The 20,090-nt window shown below is 41.3% G+C and carries 17 protein-coding genes and 1 tRNA gene; 16 read left to right on the top strand and 2 right to left on the bottom strand.

Annotated features, from left to right (window positions below):
- The first annotated feature begins 223 nt into the window (after positions 1–223).
- From prlC to P20480_RS19280, 13 genes are all read left to right on the top strand, one after another.
- A complete protein-coding gene (gene prlC, locus P20480_RS04550; RefSeq protein ID WP_008131656.1) occupies positions 224–2,263 on the top strand; it encodes an oligopeptidase A in 2,040 nt (679 codons plus the stop codon).
- 137 nt (positions 2,264–2,400) lie between these two features.
- Positions 2,401–3,579 carry a response regulator gene (locus P20480_RS04555; protein ID WP_008131654.1) on the top strand — a complete coding sequence of 393 codons (1,179 nt, stop codon included), beginning with the start codon at positions 2,401–2,403 and terminating at the stop codon, positions 3,577–3,579.
- Between the two features lie 57 nt (positions 3,580–3,636).
- Positions 3,637–4,392, top strand: a complete 756-nt coding sequence (locus tag P20480_RS04560; protein WP_006793133.1) for a class I SAM-dependent methyltransferase — start codon at positions 3,637–3,639, stop codon at positions 4,390–4,392.
- Between the two features lie 103 nt (positions 4,393–4,495).
- Positions 4,496–5,221 carry a tRNA (cytosine(32)/uridine(32)-2'-O)-methyltransferase TrmJ gene (trmJ, locus tag P20480_RS04565; protein WP_008131652.1) on the top strand — a complete coding sequence of 242 codons (726 nt, stop codon included), beginning with the start codon at positions 4,496–4,498 and terminating at the stop codon, positions 5,219–5,221.
- A gap of 232 nt (positions 5,222–5,453) precedes the next feature.
- Positions 5,454–5,945 (top strand): Fe-S cluster assembly transcriptional regulator IscR, encoded by a 492-nt coding sequence (iscR, locus tag P20480_RS04570; protein ID WP_006791973.1) that lies wholly within the window; start codon positions 5,454–5,456, stop codon positions 5,943–5,945.
- 24 nt (positions 5,946–5,969) lie between these two features.
- Positions 5,970–7,187: an IscS subfamily cysteine desulfurase gene (locus P20480_RS04575; protein ID WP_006791974.1), complete on the top strand. Its 1,218-nt coding sequence runs from the start codon at positions 5,970–5,972 to the stop codon at positions 7,185–7,187.
- A gap of 48 nt (positions 7,188–7,235) precedes the next feature.
- Complete coding sequence (gene iscU, locus P20480_RS04580; RefSeq protein ID WP_008131649.1) at positions 7,236–7,619, top strand: Fe-S cluster assembly scaffold IscU; 384 nt, start codon at positions 7,236–7,238, stop codon at positions 7,617–7,619.
- Between the two features lie 12 nt (positions 7,620–7,631).
- Complete coding sequence (gene iscA / locus P20480_RS04585) at positions 7,632–7,955, top strand: iron-sulfur cluster assembly protein IscA (protein ID WP_006791976.1); 324 nt, start codon at positions 7,632–7,634, stop codon at positions 7,953–7,955.
- Positions 7,956–8,030: 75 nt separating this feature from the next.
- Positions 8,031–8,558 carry a co-chaperone HscB gene (gene hscB / locus P20480_RS04590; RefSeq protein WP_008131647.1) on the top strand — a complete coding sequence of 176 codons (528 nt, stop codon included), beginning with the start codon at positions 8,031–8,033 and terminating at the stop codon, positions 8,556–8,558.
- A 41-nt stretch (positions 8,559–8,599) separates the two neighbouring features.
- Entirely contained in the window at positions 8,600–10,462 is a 1,863-nt protein-coding gene (hscA, locus tag P20480_RS04595) for a Fe-S protein assembly chaperone HscA (protein ID WP_008131644.1), read from the top strand.
- Positions 10,463–10,473: 11 nt separating this feature from the next.
- The gene (fdx, locus tag P20480_RS04600) at positions 10,474–10,812 is read left to right on the top strand and encodes an ISC system 2Fe-2S type ferredoxin (RefSeq protein WP_006791979.1); all 339 of its coding nucleotides are present in this window, start codon (positions 10,474–10,476) and stop codon (positions 10,810–10,812) included.
- A gap of 684 nt (positions 10,813–11,496) precedes the next feature.
- Positions 11,497–12,924 carry an NAD-dependent succinate-semialdehyde dehydrogenase gene (locus tag P20480_RS04605; protein ID WP_008131638.1) on the top strand — a complete coding sequence of 476 codons (1,428 nt, stop codon included), beginning with the start codon at positions 11,497–11,499 and terminating at the stop codon, positions 12,922–12,924.
- Positions 12,925–13,140: 216 nt separating this feature from the next.
- Positions 13,141–13,323 (top strand): EAL domain-containing protein, encoded by a 183-nt coding sequence (locus P20480_RS19280; protein WP_370587344.1) that lies wholly within the window; start codon positions 13,141–13,143, stop codon positions 13,321–13,323.
- 104 nt (positions 13,324–13,427) lie between these two features.
- On the opposite strand, the gene P20480_RS04615 is transcribed toward P20480_RS19280, so the two are convergent.
- Both P20480_RS04615 and P20480_RS04620 read right to left on the bottom strand, forming a co-directional pair.
- Complete coding sequence (locus tag P20480_RS04615; RefSeq protein ID WP_008131636.1) at positions 13,428–14,411, bottom strand: IS110 family RNA-guided transposase; 984 nt, start codon at positions 14,409–14,411, stop codon at positions 13,428–13,430.
- Positions 14,412–15,063: 652 nt separating this feature from the next.
- Positions 15,064–15,139: transfer RNA gene (locus P20480_RS04620), tRNA-His, on the bottom strand.
- Between the two features lie 431 nt (positions 15,140–15,570).
- On the opposite strand from P20480_RS04620, the gene P20480_RS04625 reads away from it, so the two are divergent.
- The 3 genes from P20480_RS04625 (at position 15,571) to P20480_RS04635 (ending at position 19,944) form a co-directional block, all read left to right on the top strand.
- Entirely contained in the window at positions 15,571–16,389 is an 819-nt protein-coding gene (locus P20480_RS04625; protein WP_008113937.1) for a mechanosensitive ion channel family protein, read from the top strand.
- 106 nt (positions 16,390–16,495) lie between these two features.
- Positions 16,496–17,278 carry a DUF481 domain-containing protein gene (locus P20480_RS04630; RefSeq protein ID WP_008113939.1) on the top strand — a complete coding sequence of 261 codons (783 nt, stop codon included), beginning with the start codon at positions 16,496–16,498 and terminating at the stop codon, positions 17,276–17,278.
- 119 nt (positions 17,279–17,397) lie between these two features.
- Positions 17,398–19,944 carry an SLBB domain-containing protein gene (locus P20480_RS04635; protein ID WP_008131634.1) on the top strand — a complete coding sequence of 849 codons (2,547 nt, stop codon included), beginning with the start codon at positions 17,398–17,400 and terminating at the stop codon, positions 19,942–19,944.
- Positions 19,945–20,090: the final 146 nt, after the last annotated feature.

Here is a 20,090-nt window from a genome sequence, read left to right as displayed (position 1 = left end):
CCTTATCGATATAAAGCGATATGCTAAGTCAGTACCAAACAGAATATCTGCAGTACGTAACCGGGCTCGCTTTAGATTGCATTCCCTGTAGGCATTTCATTATTACCGAGCCTAAAAGTAGTTATTAATGGCTTTTGAATAGCTAGATTAATAAAAAGTATGTTGTTTTTTAACTTTTAGACCCAATCTAAAAATGAAATGCATTAACGCAAAGAGAGTATTTATGAGCAACCCACTAATTGGCCTTGAAGGCTTACCACCATTTTCTAAAATTAAGCCTGAATTTGTAGTACCGGCACTTAAAGACGGAATAGCAAATTGTCGAAAAGCCATCGATGACGTACTCGCGAAAAAGTCATACACGTGGGATGATTTAGTGTTACCACTTGAAGAGGCCGACGATAAACTATCGCGACTATTTTCGCCTGTTTCCCATTTAAATTCTGTTATGAATAACGACGAACTGCGTGAAGCATACGAGCAGTGTTTACCGCTTATTTCTGAGTACTCTACGTTTGTCGGTCAGCATCAAGGTTTATACGAAGCGTATAATGCTTTGCACAACAGTGACGAATTTAAAACACTCACTACAGCACAACAAAAATCAATTACTAACGCCTTGCGTGACTTTAAATTGTCGGGTATTGCATTAGCGAGCGAAGATCAAAAGCGTTACGGCGAAATTAGTGCGCGTTTATCTGAGCTTTCATCTAAGTTTGGTAACAATGTAATGGATGCGACTTTAGCGTGGCACAAGCACATTACTGATGAAGCCGATTTATCCGGACTCCCCGAGTCTGCACGAGCGCTTGCTGCTGACACAGCCAAAAGTAAAGAGCTGGACGGTTGGGTATTTACGCTTGATTTTCCATCTTACTTGCCAATAATGACTTACGCTGATAATCGTGAACTTCGTAAAGAAACCTACACCGCATTTAGCACACGCGCATCTGATCAAGGCCCAAATGCGGGTGAGTTTGATAACTCAGACATTATGAAAGAAGCACTTGCACTTCGCCATGAGCTTGCGCAGTTATTAGAGTTTAAAAGCTACGCTGAAAAATCATTAGCAACAAAAATGGCTGAAACACCAGAGCAAGTGTTTTCGTTCTTAGAAGATTTAGCCGCTAAATCTAAGCCGCAAGCAGAGCAAGAAGTGGCAGAACTCAGAGCGTATGCAGCACAAAAACACGGAATTACAGAGTTAGAAGCGTGGGACTTTGGCTACTATGGCGAAAAACTAAAACAAGAAAAATACGCAATTTCTGATGAAGTACTACGTCCTTATTTTCCTGCTAATAAAGTATTGAGTGGCTTATTTGAAACAGTTAACCGCTTATTTGGCATTAGCGTAAACGAAGTAACCGATTTTGATACGTACCATAAAGATGTGCGCTTTTTTGAAATTGTTGATAGCAATAACACGCTACGAGGACGTTTTTACTTAGATCTTTACGCACGCGATCGCAAACGCGGTGGCGCGTGGATGGACGATTGTATGGGTCGTAAGGTACGCGCTAATGGCGAGTTACAAACCCCTGTAGCTTACTTAGTATGTAACTTTAATAAAGCGGTAGGCGATAAACCAGCTTTGTTCACCCATAATGAAGTAACGACTTTATTCCATGAGTTTGGCCACGGTATTCACCACATGCTGACTCAAGTTGATGCTGCTCCCGTAGCAGGTATTAATGGCGTAGCATGGGATGCCGTAGAGCTACCAAGTCAATTTTTAGAGAACTGGTGTTACGAGGAAGAAGCGCTGAGCTTTATTTCGGGCCATTTTGAAACCGGCGAGCCATTACCAAAAGAATTGCTTGATAAGTTATTGGCCGCTAAAAACTATAACTCAGGCATGCAAATGCTGCGTCAAATTGAGTTTTCGTTATTTGATTTTAAAATTCATAACGATTATGTCGCGGGCGAGCCGTGTCAAATCCAAGCTGTATTAAACGATGTGCGCAGTCGTACATCCGTTGTTCACGCCCCAGAGTTTAATCGTTTTCAGCACGGGTTTAGCCATATTTTTGCAGGTGGCTACAGTGCCGGTTATTACTCGTATAAATGGGCTGAAGTATTATCGGCCGATGCTTACGCTAAGTTTGAGGAGGAAGGAATTTTTAACCCACAAACAGGGCAAGCCTTCATGCAGCATATTCTAGAAAAAGGCGGCAGTGAAGAGCCTATGGAATTATTTAAAAACTTCCGAGGCCGCGAGCCACGTGTTGATGCGCTACTTCGTCACAGTGGTATAGCAGCTTAAAAATATGTCGTTTATTAAATTTAACAAAAGCGCCTTTTAGGCGCTTTTTTATTGTTTTTAGATAATAGGTTATAAACGTTAGTAATTTCAGCACGCCGTACTATGCTCTAAGCATACTCAACTAAACGGATTTGTGTATGGAAAAGTTAGTACTTACCATTGATGACGATAAATTAACCCACCTTATTATTGAAGAGTCTCTAGCTGGGTTTTGTAAACTTCTTCATGCTAAAGAGGGCGAGGAGGGGCTAAGGTTAATAAACGAACATAAACCCGATATTATCCTTCTCGACATAGAAATGCCGGGTAAGTCGGGTTATCAAGTCTGCCAAGAAATAAAACAAAATGCCGATACAAAAGATATTCCGGTTATGTTTTTGTCATCAAAAGAAGCGCTTATCGACCGAGTTAAAGGCTACAGCGTTGGTGCGTCTGACTACATAATGAAACCGTTTAATGCACAGGAGCTAATGGCGCGTATTAAAATACTTTATGCGTATCGTCAGCAATGCGTCAAACTCGAAAGCGACATAAACAAAGCCAATAAAACGGCTGCAATGGCGATGACCGAGTCGGGAGATATGGGGCGAATTATGCGCTACGTTGGACAAAGTTATCATGCCAACAGCTTACAAACGTTGAGTGAGTTCTTCTTAGGGTTTTTTACTCCTCTTAATTTGGATGTAGTGGTTGTATTTTGGTATCAACATAAAAGTGAATTTTACAGCTTACAAGGTGGTGTATGCCCACTAGTGCAGGAGTTATTGGCGCAACATAAAGATGCACAGCGGTTTGTTGATATAGGCGAGAGCACTATTATTAATTACCCAAAACTATCGTTGCTGGTTAAAAATATGCCCTTCGATGAGAGCGAAAAATATGGGCGTTATAAAGATTTGTTTCCTCATATTTTAGAGGTTACCAATGAGAAGGTCGTTACTATGGAAAGAAACGAAAAAAATTACCAGCAAGCTGAACAAATTAGCACGGCACTGGAAGATATAATAAGCCAGTTTAATGCTCAAAATATCACGCAAAGTACTGTAGCAGAGCAGTTTTGTACACAACTAGAGGCATTAAATACAGCCATTGAGCTTCAAAAGAATAATTTAAACCCCGCCGATTTTGATTCATGTATATCGCAGCTCGAACATACTATGCAGTTACTGGTGTCTGCCAATAGCGATTTAGCGTTTATAAAATATCAGTTTGAGCAAGTAACACAAGGCCGCAGTGAGTTTTTACAGAGTTTACGCCATAAAGTTGAAGACATTGAGCAGGCAAATAATCAAGACCCTGACATAGAGCTATTTTAGTGCGCTTAAGCTCGCTGGTTGATATACTCTGACGGTATTTTATCGTCGGAGTGTATTGTGGTTATTCAGTGTGCCTTTAAAGAGTGTCGCCCGTATTTAAATGAATTAGAAACGCGTTTTGGTTTAGTAAATTGGCAACAAAATAGCCAAGGTTTTAGCCTGCACTATGACGATACAGGTCTGAGTTTATTTAAAACTGATGAACCTAAATTAGGTGCCATTAACGTTGATTTTGTTACCGGGGCAGCCGCCCACAGGCGAAAATTTGGTGGCGGTAAAGGGCAAGCTATTGCCAAAGCAGTTGGTCTTAATAAAGGGGCAACGCCTGTAGTACTGGATGCCACCGCAGGTTTGGGCCGCGATGGCTTTGTATTGGCGTCACTCGGTTGCAAGGTTATTTTACATGAGCGTCACCCAGTGGTTGCTGCATTGCTGGCCGATGGTTTAAATAGAGCTTACAGCGACAGTGAAATTGGTCCTTGGATGAAAGACAATATGAGCTTAGTGTTTGGCTCCAGCCACACGTTACTTGCCCAATGTGAAAGCATGCCCGATGTGGTTTATCTAGACCCTATGTTCCCACACCGTGAAAAGTCAGCCTTAGTAAAAAAAGAAATGCGAGTATTTCAAGAGTTAGTAGGTGCAGATACCGACGCCGATGATTTACTTGAATTTGCCTACCCACTTGCCAGCAAGCGAGTGGTGGTTAAGCGCCCTGATTACGCCCCGTTTTTAAATGACAAAACCCCCAGCATGCAAATTAAAACTAAAAAGAACCGTTTTGATGTGTATGTAAAAGCGGCCATGGTTTAAAGGCCCTTATTACGTGTGTTGATCGGGTTTAAGGATCTAGGATCTTAGTGTGCTTTTATGTTAGAATTCGCGCAATTTTTTGGCATTAGTAAGAAGCACAGCAATGATCTTAGACGATATTCGCGTTGTTTTAGTTAACACATCACACTCAGGTAATATAGGTTCGGCGGCTCGCGCCATGAAAACAATGGGTTTATCAAAACTCTATTTAGTTGACCCTGCTTGTGAAATTGATAGCCATGCAAGTGCTTTATCTGCAGGTGCCAGCGATGTATTAGGCAATGCAGTGATTGTTGATAAGCTTGAAGATGCCATTGCTGATTGTGCATTAACCATTGGTACAAGCGCACGTTCGCGCACGCTTTCATGGCCTATGGTTGAGCCTCGCGAGTGTGGTGAAAAGCTGGTGGCAGAAGCTGAAAATGGTCCTGTGGCATTAGTATTTGGCCGTGAAAACAGTGGTTTAACTAACGAAGAGCTACAGCTGTGTAATTACCATGTATGCATTCCAGCTAACCCAGAATATAGCTCGCTAAATCTTGCTATGGCTGTGCAAACATTGTCTTACGAAACACGTATGGCATTTTTAAATAAGCAACCTAAGCAAGAAGCACAAGACGACACCGTTTACCCTAACTCTAAACAAACAGAGTTATTTTACGAACACCTAGAAGAAACACTTTATAACACAGGTTTTATTATCAAACAGCACCCAGGCATTGTGATGACAAAGCTTCGTCGTTTATTTAACCGTGCACGCCCAGAAGAGGCTGAAATGAACATTTTGCGCGGTATTCTTACCTCTATAAATAAATCGATTCCTAAGTAAGGTATAGCAATTAGTTATATAAACGGGTGTTTAAATAACTGGCTAATACTTGACTAAATTACTCAGGTAATTACAATGGAGACAATACTTGACCAAACAGGTCAGGTATTAAAAATTTGTTAACTACATTCACTTTGAGCGATATGTTTTTAAATCAAATTTTTATCAAGTGATAATACTTGACTAATTTACTCTGGTAATTAAAATTTGCACTCTTTGTGCAGGGGGCGTTATGAAATTAACATCAAAAGGCCGATATGCCGTTACAGCGATGCTTGATGTTGCGCTGCACACAGGTGTTGGTCCTGTCGCCCTTGCTGATATTTCACAAAGACAAGAAATTTCTTTGTCATACCTTGAACAATTATTTGCTCGGCTGCGTAAAAATGGCTTGGTAAGTTCGGTTCGAGGACCTGGTGGCGGCTATTTACTAGGGCGAGAAGCCGGTGTTATTTCTGTTGGTGACATTATTACCGCAGTTGATGAATCGGTTGATGCAACACGTTGCCAAGGCGCCAACACTGGCTGCCAAAGCGGTATGCGCTGTTTAACCCATAATTTATGGTCAGACTTGAGCGCACGTATAGAAGAATTTTTGAACAGTATTACCCTTGCTGAATTGGTGGAAAAATCAGATGTGAAAGAAATTGCATCGCGCCAAGATAACAGTATCAATAACGCAATTAAGCAGTTGGAAAACATTCAAGTAAGCTGTCAACTTTAAGGTTGACCTGCAGCGGAGAGAGAAATGAAGTTACCGATTTATTTAGATTACGCAGCAACCACGCCTGTTGATGAGCGTGTTGCTAAAGAAATGATGCAATGCCTTACAATGGACGGTAAATTTGGTAACCCTGCATCACGTTCACACCGTTTTGGTTGGCAAGCTGAAGAAGCCGTTGACCAAGCACGTACAGATATTGCTGATTTAGTAAATGCAGACCCACGTGAAATTGTGTTCACTTCGGGTGCAACTGAATCAAACAACCTAGCTATTAAAGGTGCAGCACAGTTTTACAAAAAGAAAGGTAAGCACGTTATTACCGCTAAAACTGAGCACAAAGCAGTCATCGACACATGTCGTGAATTAGAACGTCAAGGTTTTGAAGTAACCTATATGGACGTTGAAGAAAATGGCTTGCTTGATCTGCAAAAGCTAGCAGACACAATGCGTGACGACACAGTACTTGTCAGCATCATGCACGTGAATAACGAGCTAGGTGTAATTCAAGACATTGCAACGATTGGCGAAATGTGTCGTGAACGTAAAATCATGTTCCACGTAGATGCTGCGCAAAGTGCAGGTAAAGTACTTATTGACGTACAACAACTTAAAGTTGATTTTATGTCGTTCTCTGCGCACAAAGCATACGGCCCTAAAGGTGTAGGTGCGCTTTACGTTCGTCGTAAACCACGTGCTCGTTTAGAAGCGCAAATGCACGGTGGCGGTCATGAGCGTGGTATGCGTTCAGGTACACTTGCAACTCATCAGTTAGTGGGTATGGGTACTGCATTTAGAATCGCAAAAGAAGATTTTGAAAAAGATTTTGCACACATCAGCGCATTACGTAAACGCCTAATCGACGGCATTATGGCTGATATGGACGAAGTATATTTTAACGGCACACAAGACCAATCAGTACCGGGTATTGTAAACATCAGCTTTAACTTTGTTGAAGGTGAATCGTTACTTATGGCAGTAAAAGACATTGCGGTATCGTCAGGTTCAGCCTGTACATCAGCAAGCTTAGAGCCTTCTTATGTTTTACGTGCACTTGGCCGTAACGACGAATTAGCACACAGCTCAATTCGTTTCAGTATTGGTCGTTTTACTACCGAAGAAGAGATTGATTACACCGTTGAATTAATGAAAAACTCTATCGGTCGCCTACGTGAAATGTCTCCACTTTGGGAGATGCATCAAGAAGGTATTGATTTAGATTCAGTTGAATGGGCTCACCACTAATACTTAGTGATGTAAGCACATACCCTAGCAGGTAATGAGGATAGAATTATGGCGTACAGTGATAAAGTAATCGACCACGTAGAAAACCCACGTAACGTAGGTGCTCTAGACAAAAACGATCCGTCAGTGGCAACGGGTATGGTAGGCGCACCAGCATGTGGTGACGTAATGAAATTGCAAATTAAAGTATCGTCTGAAGGCGTTATTGAAGATGCAAAATTCAAAACCTATGGTTGTGGTAGCGCAATTGCTTCTTCTTCACTTGTAACAGAGTGGGTTAAGGGTAAAACACTCGACGAAGCAGCAACCATCAAAAACACTGATATCAGTGCTGAGCTAGAATTACCACCAGTGAAAATTCACTGTTCAATTTTAGCCGAAGATGCAATTCAAGCAGCAATTGCAGACTACAAAAGCAAACAAGCGAAGTAAGAAGAGAAACTCATGGCAGTGACATTGACAGATGCGGCAGCAAACCGCGTACAATCATTTTTAGCAAACCGCGGCAAAGGGTTAGGTCTGCGCGTTGGCATTAAAACGACGGGCTGTTCAGGTCTTGCTTATGTACTTGAGTTTGTTGACGAGTTAAACGAAGACGATGAAACCTTTGCGGCTAAAGGCGTTACTTTGATAGTTGACGCAAAAAGCTTAGTTTACATCGATGGCACAGAGCTCGACTACACTAAAGAAGGCTTAAATGAAGGGTTTAAATTTAATAACCCTAATCAAGCTGATGAGTGTGGTTGTGGCGAAAGCTTTACCGTTTAATTGCTACGTGTAATTGTATTTTGAAGCCCTGCAACTGTAGGGCTTTGTTATTTCTGAATATTACTGGTTGAAGTTATGCGTTACTTTGAATTATTTGCAGTGCCCGTTGATTATAATATTGATTTAGCAACGATTAATAAAAATTACCTAGAATTACAGCGTGCTGTACATCCCGACCGCCATGCCAATGCAAGCAGCCGTGATAAGTTAATGTCTGTGCAAAGTGCTGCAGAAATTAACGATGCCTTGCAAACACTTAAGCACCCAGTTAAACGTGCTGAGTATATGTTAAGCGAGCTGGGTGTTGATATTCGCGCTGAGCAACAAACACTGCAAGATCCATTATTTTTAATGCAACAAATGGAATTGCGCGAAGAACTTGAAGAGCTTGCATCAGCGAGTGACCCGGATGCGGCCATTGCTAATTTTGAAAAACAAATAAAACAACTTAACGAGCAATACAGTGCACAACTTGCAGAACAGTTAGCAAGCAGCAACGAGCAACAGTACCAACTCGCTGCCGATAATATTCGTAAACTGAAGTTTGTTTATAAATTACGTGACGAACTAGAACGCATTGAAGACAGTTTATTTGACGATTAATTACTTGCTGTAAAGCGAGCAAAACGAGTTTAAAGAGCATTATGGCATTATTGCAAATTGCTGAGCCGGGGCAAAGCGCGGCACCACACGAACATAAACTAGCCATAGGTATTGACCTTGGCACCACTAATTCATTAGTTGCTACCGTACAAAGTGGCGAAGCGCGCACTTTAACAGATGAGTTAGGTGCGGCAATGTTGCCGTCGGTTGTTCGTTATCAAGCCGGTGGTATTACTGTGGGTAGCGATGCGGCTCAAGCTGCAACACAAGACCCAGCAAATACACTTATTTCGGTAAAGCGTTTTTTAGGCAAAACACAGGCTGAAATAGAGCAAAGCTACGGCCAATTACCGTATCAATTTTGTGAAGATAATGGCTCGCTTGCCATTCAAACTGAAGCTGGAAAAGTCAGCCCAGTTAAAGCGTCAAGCCACATATTAGCCGCGTTGAAAGCGCGTGCAGAACAAAGTTTTGGTAATCAAGAAATTTTAGGCGCTGTTATTACCGTTCCTGCGTATTTCGATGATGCTCAGCGTCAAAGTACTAAAGATGCAGCAGAGCTTGCTGGCATTAACGTATTACGCTTGTTAAACGAGCCAACAGCGGCGGCTGTTGCCTATGGTTTAGATTCGGGCCAAGAAGGGATCATTGCCGTTTACGACTTAGGCGGTGGTACATTTGATATTTCTGTTCTTCGTTTACACCAAGGTGTGTTTGAAGTAATGGCAACCGGCGGCGACTCAAGTTTAGGTGGTGACGATTTTGATTCACTACTCGTTGACTACTTTAAGCAGCAAACCGGTGTATCAGCGTTATCACCTTCGGTTTTACGTTTATTTATTAACAAAGCCAAAGCCTGTAAAGAAGCGTTAAGTCAATACGCAAAAGTAAATGTAGGGCTTGAATTTGACGGGCAAAACCACACGGTAGAAGTAACGCGCGAAACATTTGACGAAATGGCGATGCCACTGGTTAAAAAAACACTGCGTTCGTGTCGCCGAGCTGTTAAAGATGCTGGCATTGAAAACGAAGAAGTTTTACAAGTTATTATGGTCGGCGGTTCAACGCGTATGCCACTGGTACGCAGCCAAGTACATAGCTTTTTTGATAAAGAACCGCTAACCTCAATCGACCCTGACCGCGTTGTGGCATTGGGTGCAGCACTGCAAGCAGACGTGCTCATTGGCAATAAGCCAGACTCAGATATGTTATTACTTGATGTACTGCCACTGTCGCTTGGACTAGAAACCATGGGCGGTTTGGTTGAAAAAATTATTCCGCGTAACACCACTATTCCGGTAGCGCGTGCTCAAGAATTTACGACGTTTAAAGATGGCCAAACGGCGATGTCTTTGCATGTATTACAAGGTGAGCGTGAGCTGGTTGACGATTGTCGTTCACTTGCTAAGTTTAGCTTAAAAGGTATTCCACCAATGGCAGCAGGCGCTGCGCATATTCGGGTTACCTTTAAAGTAGATGCTGATGGTTTATTAAGTGTTTCAGCGATGGAAAAATCAACGGGTGTGCAAGCCGAAATTCAGGTTAAGCCTTCGTTTGGTTTATCTGACGACCAAGTGGCTAACATGCTAAAAGAGTCGATGAGCAACGCAAAAGACGACATGCAAGCACGTATGCTTAAAGAGCAACAAGTTGAGGCTCTTCGTGTTATTGAGGCACTAAATGCTTCATTAGATGCTGATGGCGCGTTACTTGATGACGCTCAGCTTACAAATTTAAGAGCTGAAATTGCAGAGCTGGTAAAAGTGCGCGAAAATGCTCAACAACCTAGCGAAATTAAAGCGGCTATCGAAAAAGTAGATAACGCCAGTAGTGAATTTGCATCGCGCAGAATGGATGCATCAATTAAAAAAGCCCTAACGGGTCAGTCAGTAGACAACATTTAAGAGAGATTAGAATGCCACAAATTGTTTTTCTTCCACATCCTGAATTGTGTCCTGACGGCGCTGCAATTGAAGCACCTGAGGGGCAAACTGTGCTCGACGCGGCGCTTAAAAATGGCATAAGCATTCCACACGCATGTGAAAAGTCGTGTGCGTGTACTACGTGTCATTTAGTTATTCGTGAAGGGTTTGATTCACTTGATGAAAGTGACGACCTAGAAGACGATATGCTAGACAAAGCGTGGGGCTTAGAGCCTGAGTCGCGCCTTGGTTGCCAAGCAATAATTAGAGATGAAGACTTAGTGGTTGAAATACCTAAGTACAATCTCAATATCGTTAATGAAGAGCACTAGTTTTTAATTAACGACTAATCTATTAAAAGCCGCTGTTTAATACAGCGGCTTTTTTGTTTTAGGCGAAGATTTATGCCGCGCAGACAAATCTTTTGTAGACGTAGAGCTTTCTCAAGTTAGCCTTGCAGCGGCTCATTGTTTGATTTTTTAGTGATTTATTCACCACAGAGGGCACAGAGAAAGTGAGCAAAGGCAAAGGTTTAGTGTTATTTACCTTAACCCCTCGGTGTAGCGCGAAGCGCCTTTGTATTCTCTGTGGTGTAAATATTTTGTAGGCGGGGCTTTACGCCGCGCAAATGTGGTTAAAGGTAATAAAATTATGCACAAAGAGGTTAAGAGACGCTGCGCTTTTAGAGGAAGTGACAAAACAATTAATCACTCAGGCTAATGGTTAGTGCTTTCTCATTTTCTTCTCATTCACTTCTCTTTGTGCATATGCTTTTTAAAGCGGTTTTATTCCGCGTTTGTTAGTAATTTTATTTACCACAGAGATTACAGAGTGCGCAGAGGAAGTGAATAAATACAAAGGTTGAAGGTAAAGGGTTACGGGCGGCAGGTAAATTAAAATTAAAAAGTCTTGTAGCGTTAACCACAAGGCTTTTTTAATTTATCGAAGCCCGAAGCCCGAAGCTCGAGGCTCGAGGCTCGAGGCCCAAAAACCAAAACCCATTTCGGAGGTATATTTTGAGTGATCTTATTTTTTCAGACTCGTTTATTAACGGTGAATTTTATCAAACCAACTCACGCTTTAGCGTTGATGATCCGGCCACCGAACAAAGTATTGTTGATGTAAGTGATATTGACGAGCAAGGCGTAAAAAATGCCATAACAGCAGCAAAAGGCGCGTTTGTAAAATTAAAAGCCACCAATGCGACCGAGCGAAGTGACACCTTGATGCGCTGGTATGAGTTGGTGATAAAACATAAACAAACCCTTGCTACACTTATGACCAAAGAGCAGGGAAAACCGCTTAAAGAATCGCTTGGTGAAATAGATTATGGGGCTGGCTTTATTAAGTGGTTTGCCGAACAAGCTAAACGCAGCTATGGCGATGTGATCCCCGCCACCGATAACGGTCATCGTTTAACTAGCTTCAAGCAACCTATTGGCGTGGTAGCAGGTATTACGCCATGGAATTTTCCTGTTGCTATGGTGACTCGAAAAGTCGCGCCGGCTTATGCTGCGGGCTGTAGTTTTATACTCAAGCCTTCTGAGCACACACCATTATGTGCTATCGCTTTAGCGTATTTAGCTGATCAGGCTGGCTTTGTTAAAGGTGCATTTAATGTGCTTGTGTCACAAGATGCCAAAAAGGTTGGCAAAATGCTGACAGACTCAGAGGTGGTACGTAAGTTTACTTTTACTGGCTCTACCGGTGTAGGTAAGCAGTTACTCTCTCAGTGTGCATCTACAATAAAGCGTACTTCAATGGAGTTGGGGGGAAATGCCCCGTTTATAATATTTGATAATGCTGATATTGACGATGCTATTGATGGATTGATGGCGGCCAAATTTAGAAACTCAGGACAAGCTTGTGTTGCAGCAAATCGTATTTTTATTCAGCGTAATATATTAAATGACGTGCTTGAAAAAATTACACCCAAAGTCGCTGCGCTCAAAGTTGCGAACGGTTTTGATGAAAATGCCGACATAGGGCCGCTTATTTACCCCAAAGCAAAAGAGAAAGTGCAACAACTGATTAAAGACGCTCTTGATAAAGGCGCTACGTTAATTGGAGATAACAGCAATTTAGGTGGCAGTTTTCAAAACCCATTAATAGTCACCAATGTCACTACACAAATGGATATTTATCACGAAGAAGTGTTTGGTCCTGTATTAACGGTGATCCCATTTGATGAAGAAAGCGAAGTACTTGCGCTTGCTAATGACGTCCCTTATGGATTAGCTGCGTACTTTTATAGCCAAAACATTAAACAAATCTATCGTATAAGCGAAGGGCTAGAGTTTGGCATGGTAGGTGTAAATGAGGGCGTTATATCAAATCCAGTTGCGCCGTTTGGTGGTGTAAAGCAATCAGGTCTTGGTCGTGAAGGCGGGCATCAGGGTTTAGATGAGTACTTAGAAGAAAAATACGTATGTATTAAGGTGTAATGATAAAGACTGTTCCGATGAGTTAATGGTTGTAAGATAAAACTCGGTTAAATGTTGCTAGATAATGGGCTAAATGTTACCTTTTTAATATATATTTTTCGTAACAAAATAGTAAAAAAATTTCTATAAGTAGAAATACCCCCGTGTGTAAATGCCACCATTTGGTGGCATTTTTTTTAGCCCCTTTTTTGGCGAACCTTATCGCTTCGGTCTAAAATTACTCTAACAATTGTAAACATGAACATCGACATGGCCAACGCACTTGGCGTAAATAGCGTGGCAGAAGGCGTTGAAGAAACGGCGCAATTCAATTACTTAAAACAACGTGGCTGCGACTTGTTTCAAGGCTATTTATTTTCAAAGCCACTGCCTATTGCACAGTGGAAAGAACGCCTTTAATAAACGGCAACGGAGCGCGGGCAACGGGCAACGAGTTTCGGGGAACCACCGCGTTTTAATTGTTTTGTAGATACCATCTCTCTTTATAGGCTTCAAGATCGTATTTAACTTTCTTGGATCTTAAACGCTTCTTGATTTTTTATTACACCAAAACATATATGAATGAGTTTACGCATATTGGCGCCAATGATTTGCATCGACGTTTTGCCATTATTCAGCAAGGCTATTTTTTGCTGTTGTATCTTATAATTCCACTGCCCAGCGACTACTGCTGCCATATAAAGTTTACTTCTTATTTTTGAGGGCCCTAGCTTGCTCATAGTTGTACGGCCCTTCATTTTCCCAGACTCATGCAGCCGCGGTATTAAGCCACAGTAGGCAGCAGCTTGCTTAGCTCTGCTGAAATTTTTAGCGGCGAATATATACGTCAGCTCCCGAGACATAACAGGCCCAATACCGGGGATTGTTTCTAGTAACGTTCTATTCTTCTTTAAGTCAGGAAAGCTATTTATGTGACTATCAATATCTGACTTAAGTTTTTTTATCTCATCATCTAGAAAGTTAATCGTTTCTTTTAATGATTGAGTGACTCGCTCAGATGTCGCATTAAACTCACTTGCTTCTAATCGATTCTGCTCTCGTTGTTTATTGGGCTCCAATGCATCAAGTCGACGCAGTAAGGCTTTAAGCTCTCTAATTTCCTTTGCTTCAGGTTGCCAGAAGTTAACGGTTGATTGCTTAGCATAACCGTAGCTTGCAAGCATTATCGCATCTGACCTATCTGTTTTATGAACAACATTTAGAGCCTCAGCATATTTTTTTGCTTTGCTAGGGTTAGCGAGAATAATATTGAATCCTTGCTGGTATAAAAAGTACATTAACGGCTCATGGTAAACACCGGTTGGCTCTACCGTGATAACGATTTCCTCAGCTATAGTTTTGGTTGTACTTAAAAGCCATTGCTTAATTTCCCTGAAAGCTAGGTGGTTATTTTTAAATACTTTTGTTTTCTTTTTATTAGTGATTGGATCTCTCAGCCAACATAAATCAACTTTATCTTTACTGATATCAAAACCAATAAACATCATCTCTACTTACTCCCCTTGTACATACAGCATCAACTTAATCTAAGAGTGCTTGGATACCATTCAGTTTGTTGAGAATTGGAAGCTAGGGCTTAATCTACGGCTCAGTATCAAGTACTGGGCGGGGCTACAAGCTCACTAACTTCCGATGTAATAAATGATAGCTAATCATCTATTACAGAGAGATACAAGGCGGGGCTTTACGCCGCGCACATGTAACTTTTTTAAAGATTAAAGGCGAAAGGTTACGAGCGACGTGGCGCGGGTAAATTAAAATTTTTTGTAGACGTAGAGCTTGCTCACGTTAGCCGCAGGGCGGCTTATTGTTATATTTTTTAGTTATTTTATTTACCACAGAGGTAAAGAGAACACAGAGGAAGTGATTAAAGTGACTAGGTGCTAGGACTTATAGCCCGCTATCCGCCCGTGGCTTTTCTCTGTGTAGCGCGTAGCGCCTCGGTGTTCTCTGTGGTAAAAAATATTTTGTAGGCGGGCTTTACGCCGCGCACATATAGCACGGTGTTAGGGTTAAGAGTAGCCCGTTACACGCAGCTCGTGGCTTTTCTCGGTGTATCAAATAGATAAACTATAATTTGATTTTTAATAATGAAGTTATGAATTAACTTTGAATATTACTGAGGATACTTAGAAATAGTGGGGCGATTGACGGGGCTCGAACCCGCGACAACCGGAATCACAATCCGGGGCTCTACCAACTGAGCTACAACCGCCACTACATACACCTTGTTTGGTGTGGCGCGCATAATACATAATATCCCCATGCTTGTGAAGCAAAAAATTAAAAAATTAAACTTATTTTAAGTATTCTATATTTAAGCTATTGGCAACGGGCAACGGGCAACGGGCAACGGGCAACGGGCAGCTCGAATCCCTAATCCCGCGCAAGATTTTCTTCTTTGTGAAGCGCCTCGGTGTTCTCTGTGGTTCAAAATGGTTTGTAGGCGCTGGTTATCCCGCGCATTTTATTAAACCCCTGCGCGAGGTAAACTCCCGCCTACGGGTATAAAAAACCTTGCTATATTAACCGTAAGGTTTTTAAATTCCTCGAACCTTGTAAAACGCTGTTGCAAGCACGTCTTAAAGATTTACAATACAACAAACAATATCGCTAAACTGCTAAATAACACGATCAGGAGTTAATATGGATTCAATACTCAATTGGCTGAATGAAAATTCAGGCTTAATTTTACACTATGGTATTCAGGCAGTTATAGCGCTTGTTATATTTTTACTGGGTGGACGAATTGCTAAATTTTGTGCAAAGTTAACCGAAAAAGCATTCGACAAGAAAAAAGTAGATAAAGCGGTTTCATCGTTTGTCTCTAGTATTGTATATGCCATTGTATTTGCAGCCACTATTTTAATGGCGCTGTCACAAATTGGCATCGAAACCACGTCATTCATTGCTATTTTAGGTGCGGCAGGTTTAGCCGTTGGCTTAGCACTGCAAGGGTCGTTATCTAACTTTGCGTCAGGCGTATTAATTATTCTACTTCGCCCATTTAAATCAGGTGACTATGTTGAAGCGGGCGGTAAAGCCGGTACGATTAAAAAAATCGAAATATTCTCAACTGAAATGCGCACACCCGATAACAAAGTTATTGTAATGCCTAATTCAAAAATCATGTCAGATGCAATCATTAACTACTCACGCGAAGCAACGCGCCGCGTTGACCTTGTGATTGGTGTTGGCTACGACGCCGACCTGCGTAAAGCAAAAGAAGTACTTAAATCAGTACTAGATAACGAGCCACGAATTTTAAAAGATCCTGCATACAACGTATCGGTTTCTGAACTTGCAGATTCAAGCGTTAACTTTATTGTGCGCCCGTGGGTTAAGTCAGAAGATTACTGGCCAACATATTGGTCGTTAATGGAAAACATTAAAATAGCGTTAGACGACGCAGACATTACCATTCCATTCCCGCAAATGGATGTACATTTACACAAGCAAGACTAATTTTTTAAAATACTTATTTATTAAGGCAGCGCTCAAATTTGATTTATTAATATGCGCGCTGTTTTTTTAATAGGTATTAATACATTTTTTACAGGGTTATTTTTTAATGAAACTTAAGCTTTTATCAATTTTAGTAGCAGCCTCAGCTACAACCAATGCATTTGCAGCAGAAGAAGAACAAAAAACCTGGGAAGTTACCAGTGAAGTAGGCGCTATTATTACCAGCGGTAATACCGAAACAACGACCTTAAAAGGCGGTATTAAAGTATTACATAACTTAGAAAATTGGAACAACGAGTATAAGTTAGACGGCATCTACAAAGAAGATGAAGTAGAAAACGAAAACGGCACAAAAGAAAAACAGCGTACTAACGAAAAGTACTCTATTTCAGCGCAGGGTAATTACAAATTAAACGAAAAGCACGCCCACTTATTTATTTATGGGTCACACGTATCTGACTACTTTGGTGCATACAGAAGTGAGTCGGTTATTTCAGCGGGTTATGGTTTACGTTTACTAAACGAGTCAAACATGAAATTAAACGCTGAAATTGGTCCAGGTTATAAGTACTTTAAATACCCAGATGTAAGCGAAGAGGTTGATGAAAACGGCAACTCACTAGCGGGTGAATACGAAGGCGAAGTAATTGCGTTAGGTAAAGTAGATTTTAGCTGGAAAATTTCAGACAACGCACGTTTTACCCAGTTAGTATCGGTAGAATATGGTGATACCAATACCAAAACGCGCTCAGAAACTGCGTTACTTACTAAAATTAATGGCTCACTACAAATGAAAGTAGCCTACAATATCACCAATAACTCAGATGTGGCTGATGATAAAGAAGCTACCGACACTGAAACGTCATTAACATTGGTGTATAGCTTTTAACCAATAGCGTTTTTAATAACAATTATGTAATAAAAGAGGCGGTTGCCTCTTTTTTAATTACGCGAAAATGGTGTATAATACGCGCATTATCGACTGTAGAACTAGGGAAATACCTACTCGTGAACTTTTTTAAATACTTTATTAGTGCGCTGATAATTATCAGCAGCTTTAACGCATTGGCTTTTACCCCAAGTGCATCGCAAATAGAGCAATTTAAAAAGTTGCCTAAGTCTCAACAGCAGGCGCTTGCAAAGCAGTACGGTGTTGATTTATCGGTAATAACTGGGTCAAGCCAATCAAGTAATCAACCTCAAGTTGAAGAACCAACAATCGGTCCTCGTTTAGTACAACAAGAGCAAGCAGCAAAAGCAGAACCATCAAAACAAAACCCTAATACAGTTAAGCCATTTGGCTATGAACTATTTGCCGGCGAACCCACCACTTTCATGCCTAGCGAAACGTCAGCAGTACCCGATACGTATTTAGTTGGCCGAGGTGATCAGTTATTAATTAATTTTTATGGTAAAGAAAGTGCAAGCTTTGAAGTAGTTGTTGATAGAGAAGGTCGAATTAACATTCCTGACTTGAGCCCGGTGCAAGTAGCGGGCTTAACCTTTGCTGAAGTTAAAGAATTAATAAAAGTTAAAGTAGAACAAGAAGTTATTGGCGTTAAAGTATTTGTATCGCTCGGCCAGTTACGCAGCATGCGTATTTTAGTACTTGGCGAAGCATACAAGCCTGGTAGTTATAATGTATCGTCTTTAACTACTGTATCGCATGCATTATTTGTAAGCGGCGGGGTGTCGGATATTGCTTCACTGCGTAACATTCAAGTAAAGCGTGCGGGTAAAGTAGTTGCTAATTTTGATTTGTACGACCTACTTATTCATGGCGATAGCAGTAACGATATAATTTTAAAGCCAGGTGACGTAGTATTTGTACCTTCAGTTGGTGCACAAGTAAAAGTAGAAGGCTTAGTGAAACGCCCAGCTATTTTTGAACTTAAAAAAGGCGAAACGGCGAAAGAATTACTAGCTATGGCTGGCGGCTTAAAACCTGGTGCCTATACTAAAAATGCCGTGGTAGAGCGTTTTAAAAACAACCGCAAAGAAGTACTTACCGTAGACTTTTCTGCTAGCAATATAAATTACATTCCGCAAGACGGCGATCGCATTCGTTTTAACACGGTAAGCGCACAATATAATAACGTTGTAAATTTAGTGGGGGCAGTAGTTCGCCCTGGCAGCTACCAGTGGTATGAAGGTAAACGCATTTCCGACGTGTTAAAGTCGGTACGTGGTGATCTACTACAACAAGCTGATTTAAGTTATGGCTTAGTAATTCGTGAAATAAATATTAGTGGTGATATAGAAGTGCATCAGTTTGATGTTGCGCAGGCCATTGTAAAAAATGCTAAAAACGACTTAACCCTTAACGCAAACGATAAAATTATTATATTTAGTGAGTTTGAGCAAAAGCAGCAAGAGCAACTTACTTTATCAACTACAGGCTCAGGTACTAAAAAAGATAAATCTATTAAGCAAGCATCGCGCGATGAAAACAGTAATGAGTTAAGCGCTGATAGCTACTCACCATACAGCCGTAATAATTTACTAGCGCCAATAATTAAACAGTTGAAGCAACAAGCTTCAACTAATAAAGCAATACAACTAGTAGAAATTAACGGTAAGGTTAGTCACCCGGGGGTTTACCCTTTAACCGTAAATGGCCGTGTAGCTGACTTAATAACAGCTGCTGGGGGCTTGTTAGAATCTGCCTATACTAAAGAAGCTGAAATAACCCGCATGGTTGATGGCGATGCTTCACAAGTAGAACATGTAAAAATAAACCTTGAACAACTAATAGGTAGTAACGAAAGCAGCCTTGCTTTGCAAAGCAAAGACAGCTTAAATATTTTTGCAATTCCTAACTGGCAAGAAAACGTTAAGGTAACTTTAAAAGGTGAGTTTAAATTTCCGGGCACCTACACCATTCGTCGCGGTGAAACCTTAAGTAACCTACTAGAGCGCGCCGGTGGCTTTAGTGATTTTGCAGAGCAAAATGCCGCTATATTTACTCGCTTATCGGTAAAGCAGCAAGAGCAGCAGCAATTAGCGCGTTTAGCAACAGAGCTTCGCCGTGATGTGGCATCAAAAAGCTTTCAAGACTCAGTCAGCACAAGTGCACTATCGTATGATGAAATGAACAAGTTACTCAATGACCTCGCAAGTGTAGAAGCATTAGGCCGTTTGGTAATAGACCTGCCGCTTATTCAAAATAACCAGCAAACCTTAGTGCTTCAAGATGGTGACACTTTATATGTACCTAGCAAACGCGACTCTATTAGTGTTGTGGGTGAAGTAAACTACTCAACCACTCATCTTTATAAAGCAGGTATAAGTGTTGATGACTACCTAGAGCTAAGTGGTGGCTTAAAAGAACGCGCTGACGATGACCGTATTTATATTATTAAAGCCAATGGCGCAGTAACCATACCTAGCTCAGGAAACTGGTTTGCTCCAGGTAATGAGCAAATGCTAGAACCAGGCGACACCATAGTAGTGCCAATGGATGCAGGCCATATGGATAAGCTAACGCTGTGGAGCACTGCAACGCAAATACTTTACCAACTAGGCGTAGCAGTAGCCGCAATCGGAAGCTTGTAATATAGGGTTATAAGCAACGGGTATCGGGCTGTGGGCTATTAGCTTAGGGCTCGAAACTCGTAGCCAGTGGCTCGCAGCTAAAATGTTTTTTTTAAAGCGGGGCTTTACGCTTCGCAAACGTAGCAGCGACTTTATGTCGCGTCTAT

This window comes from Pseudoalteromonas sp. BSi20480 (assembly GCF_000241365.1).
GTDB classification, from domain to species: Bacteria; Pseudomonadota; Gammaproteobacteria; order Enterobacterales; family Alteromonadaceae; genus Pseudoalteromonas; species Pseudoalteromonas marina.
The sequence above is the reverse complement of the archived record's forward strand: the minus strand, read 5'-3'. Positions and strand labels throughout refer to the sequence as shown.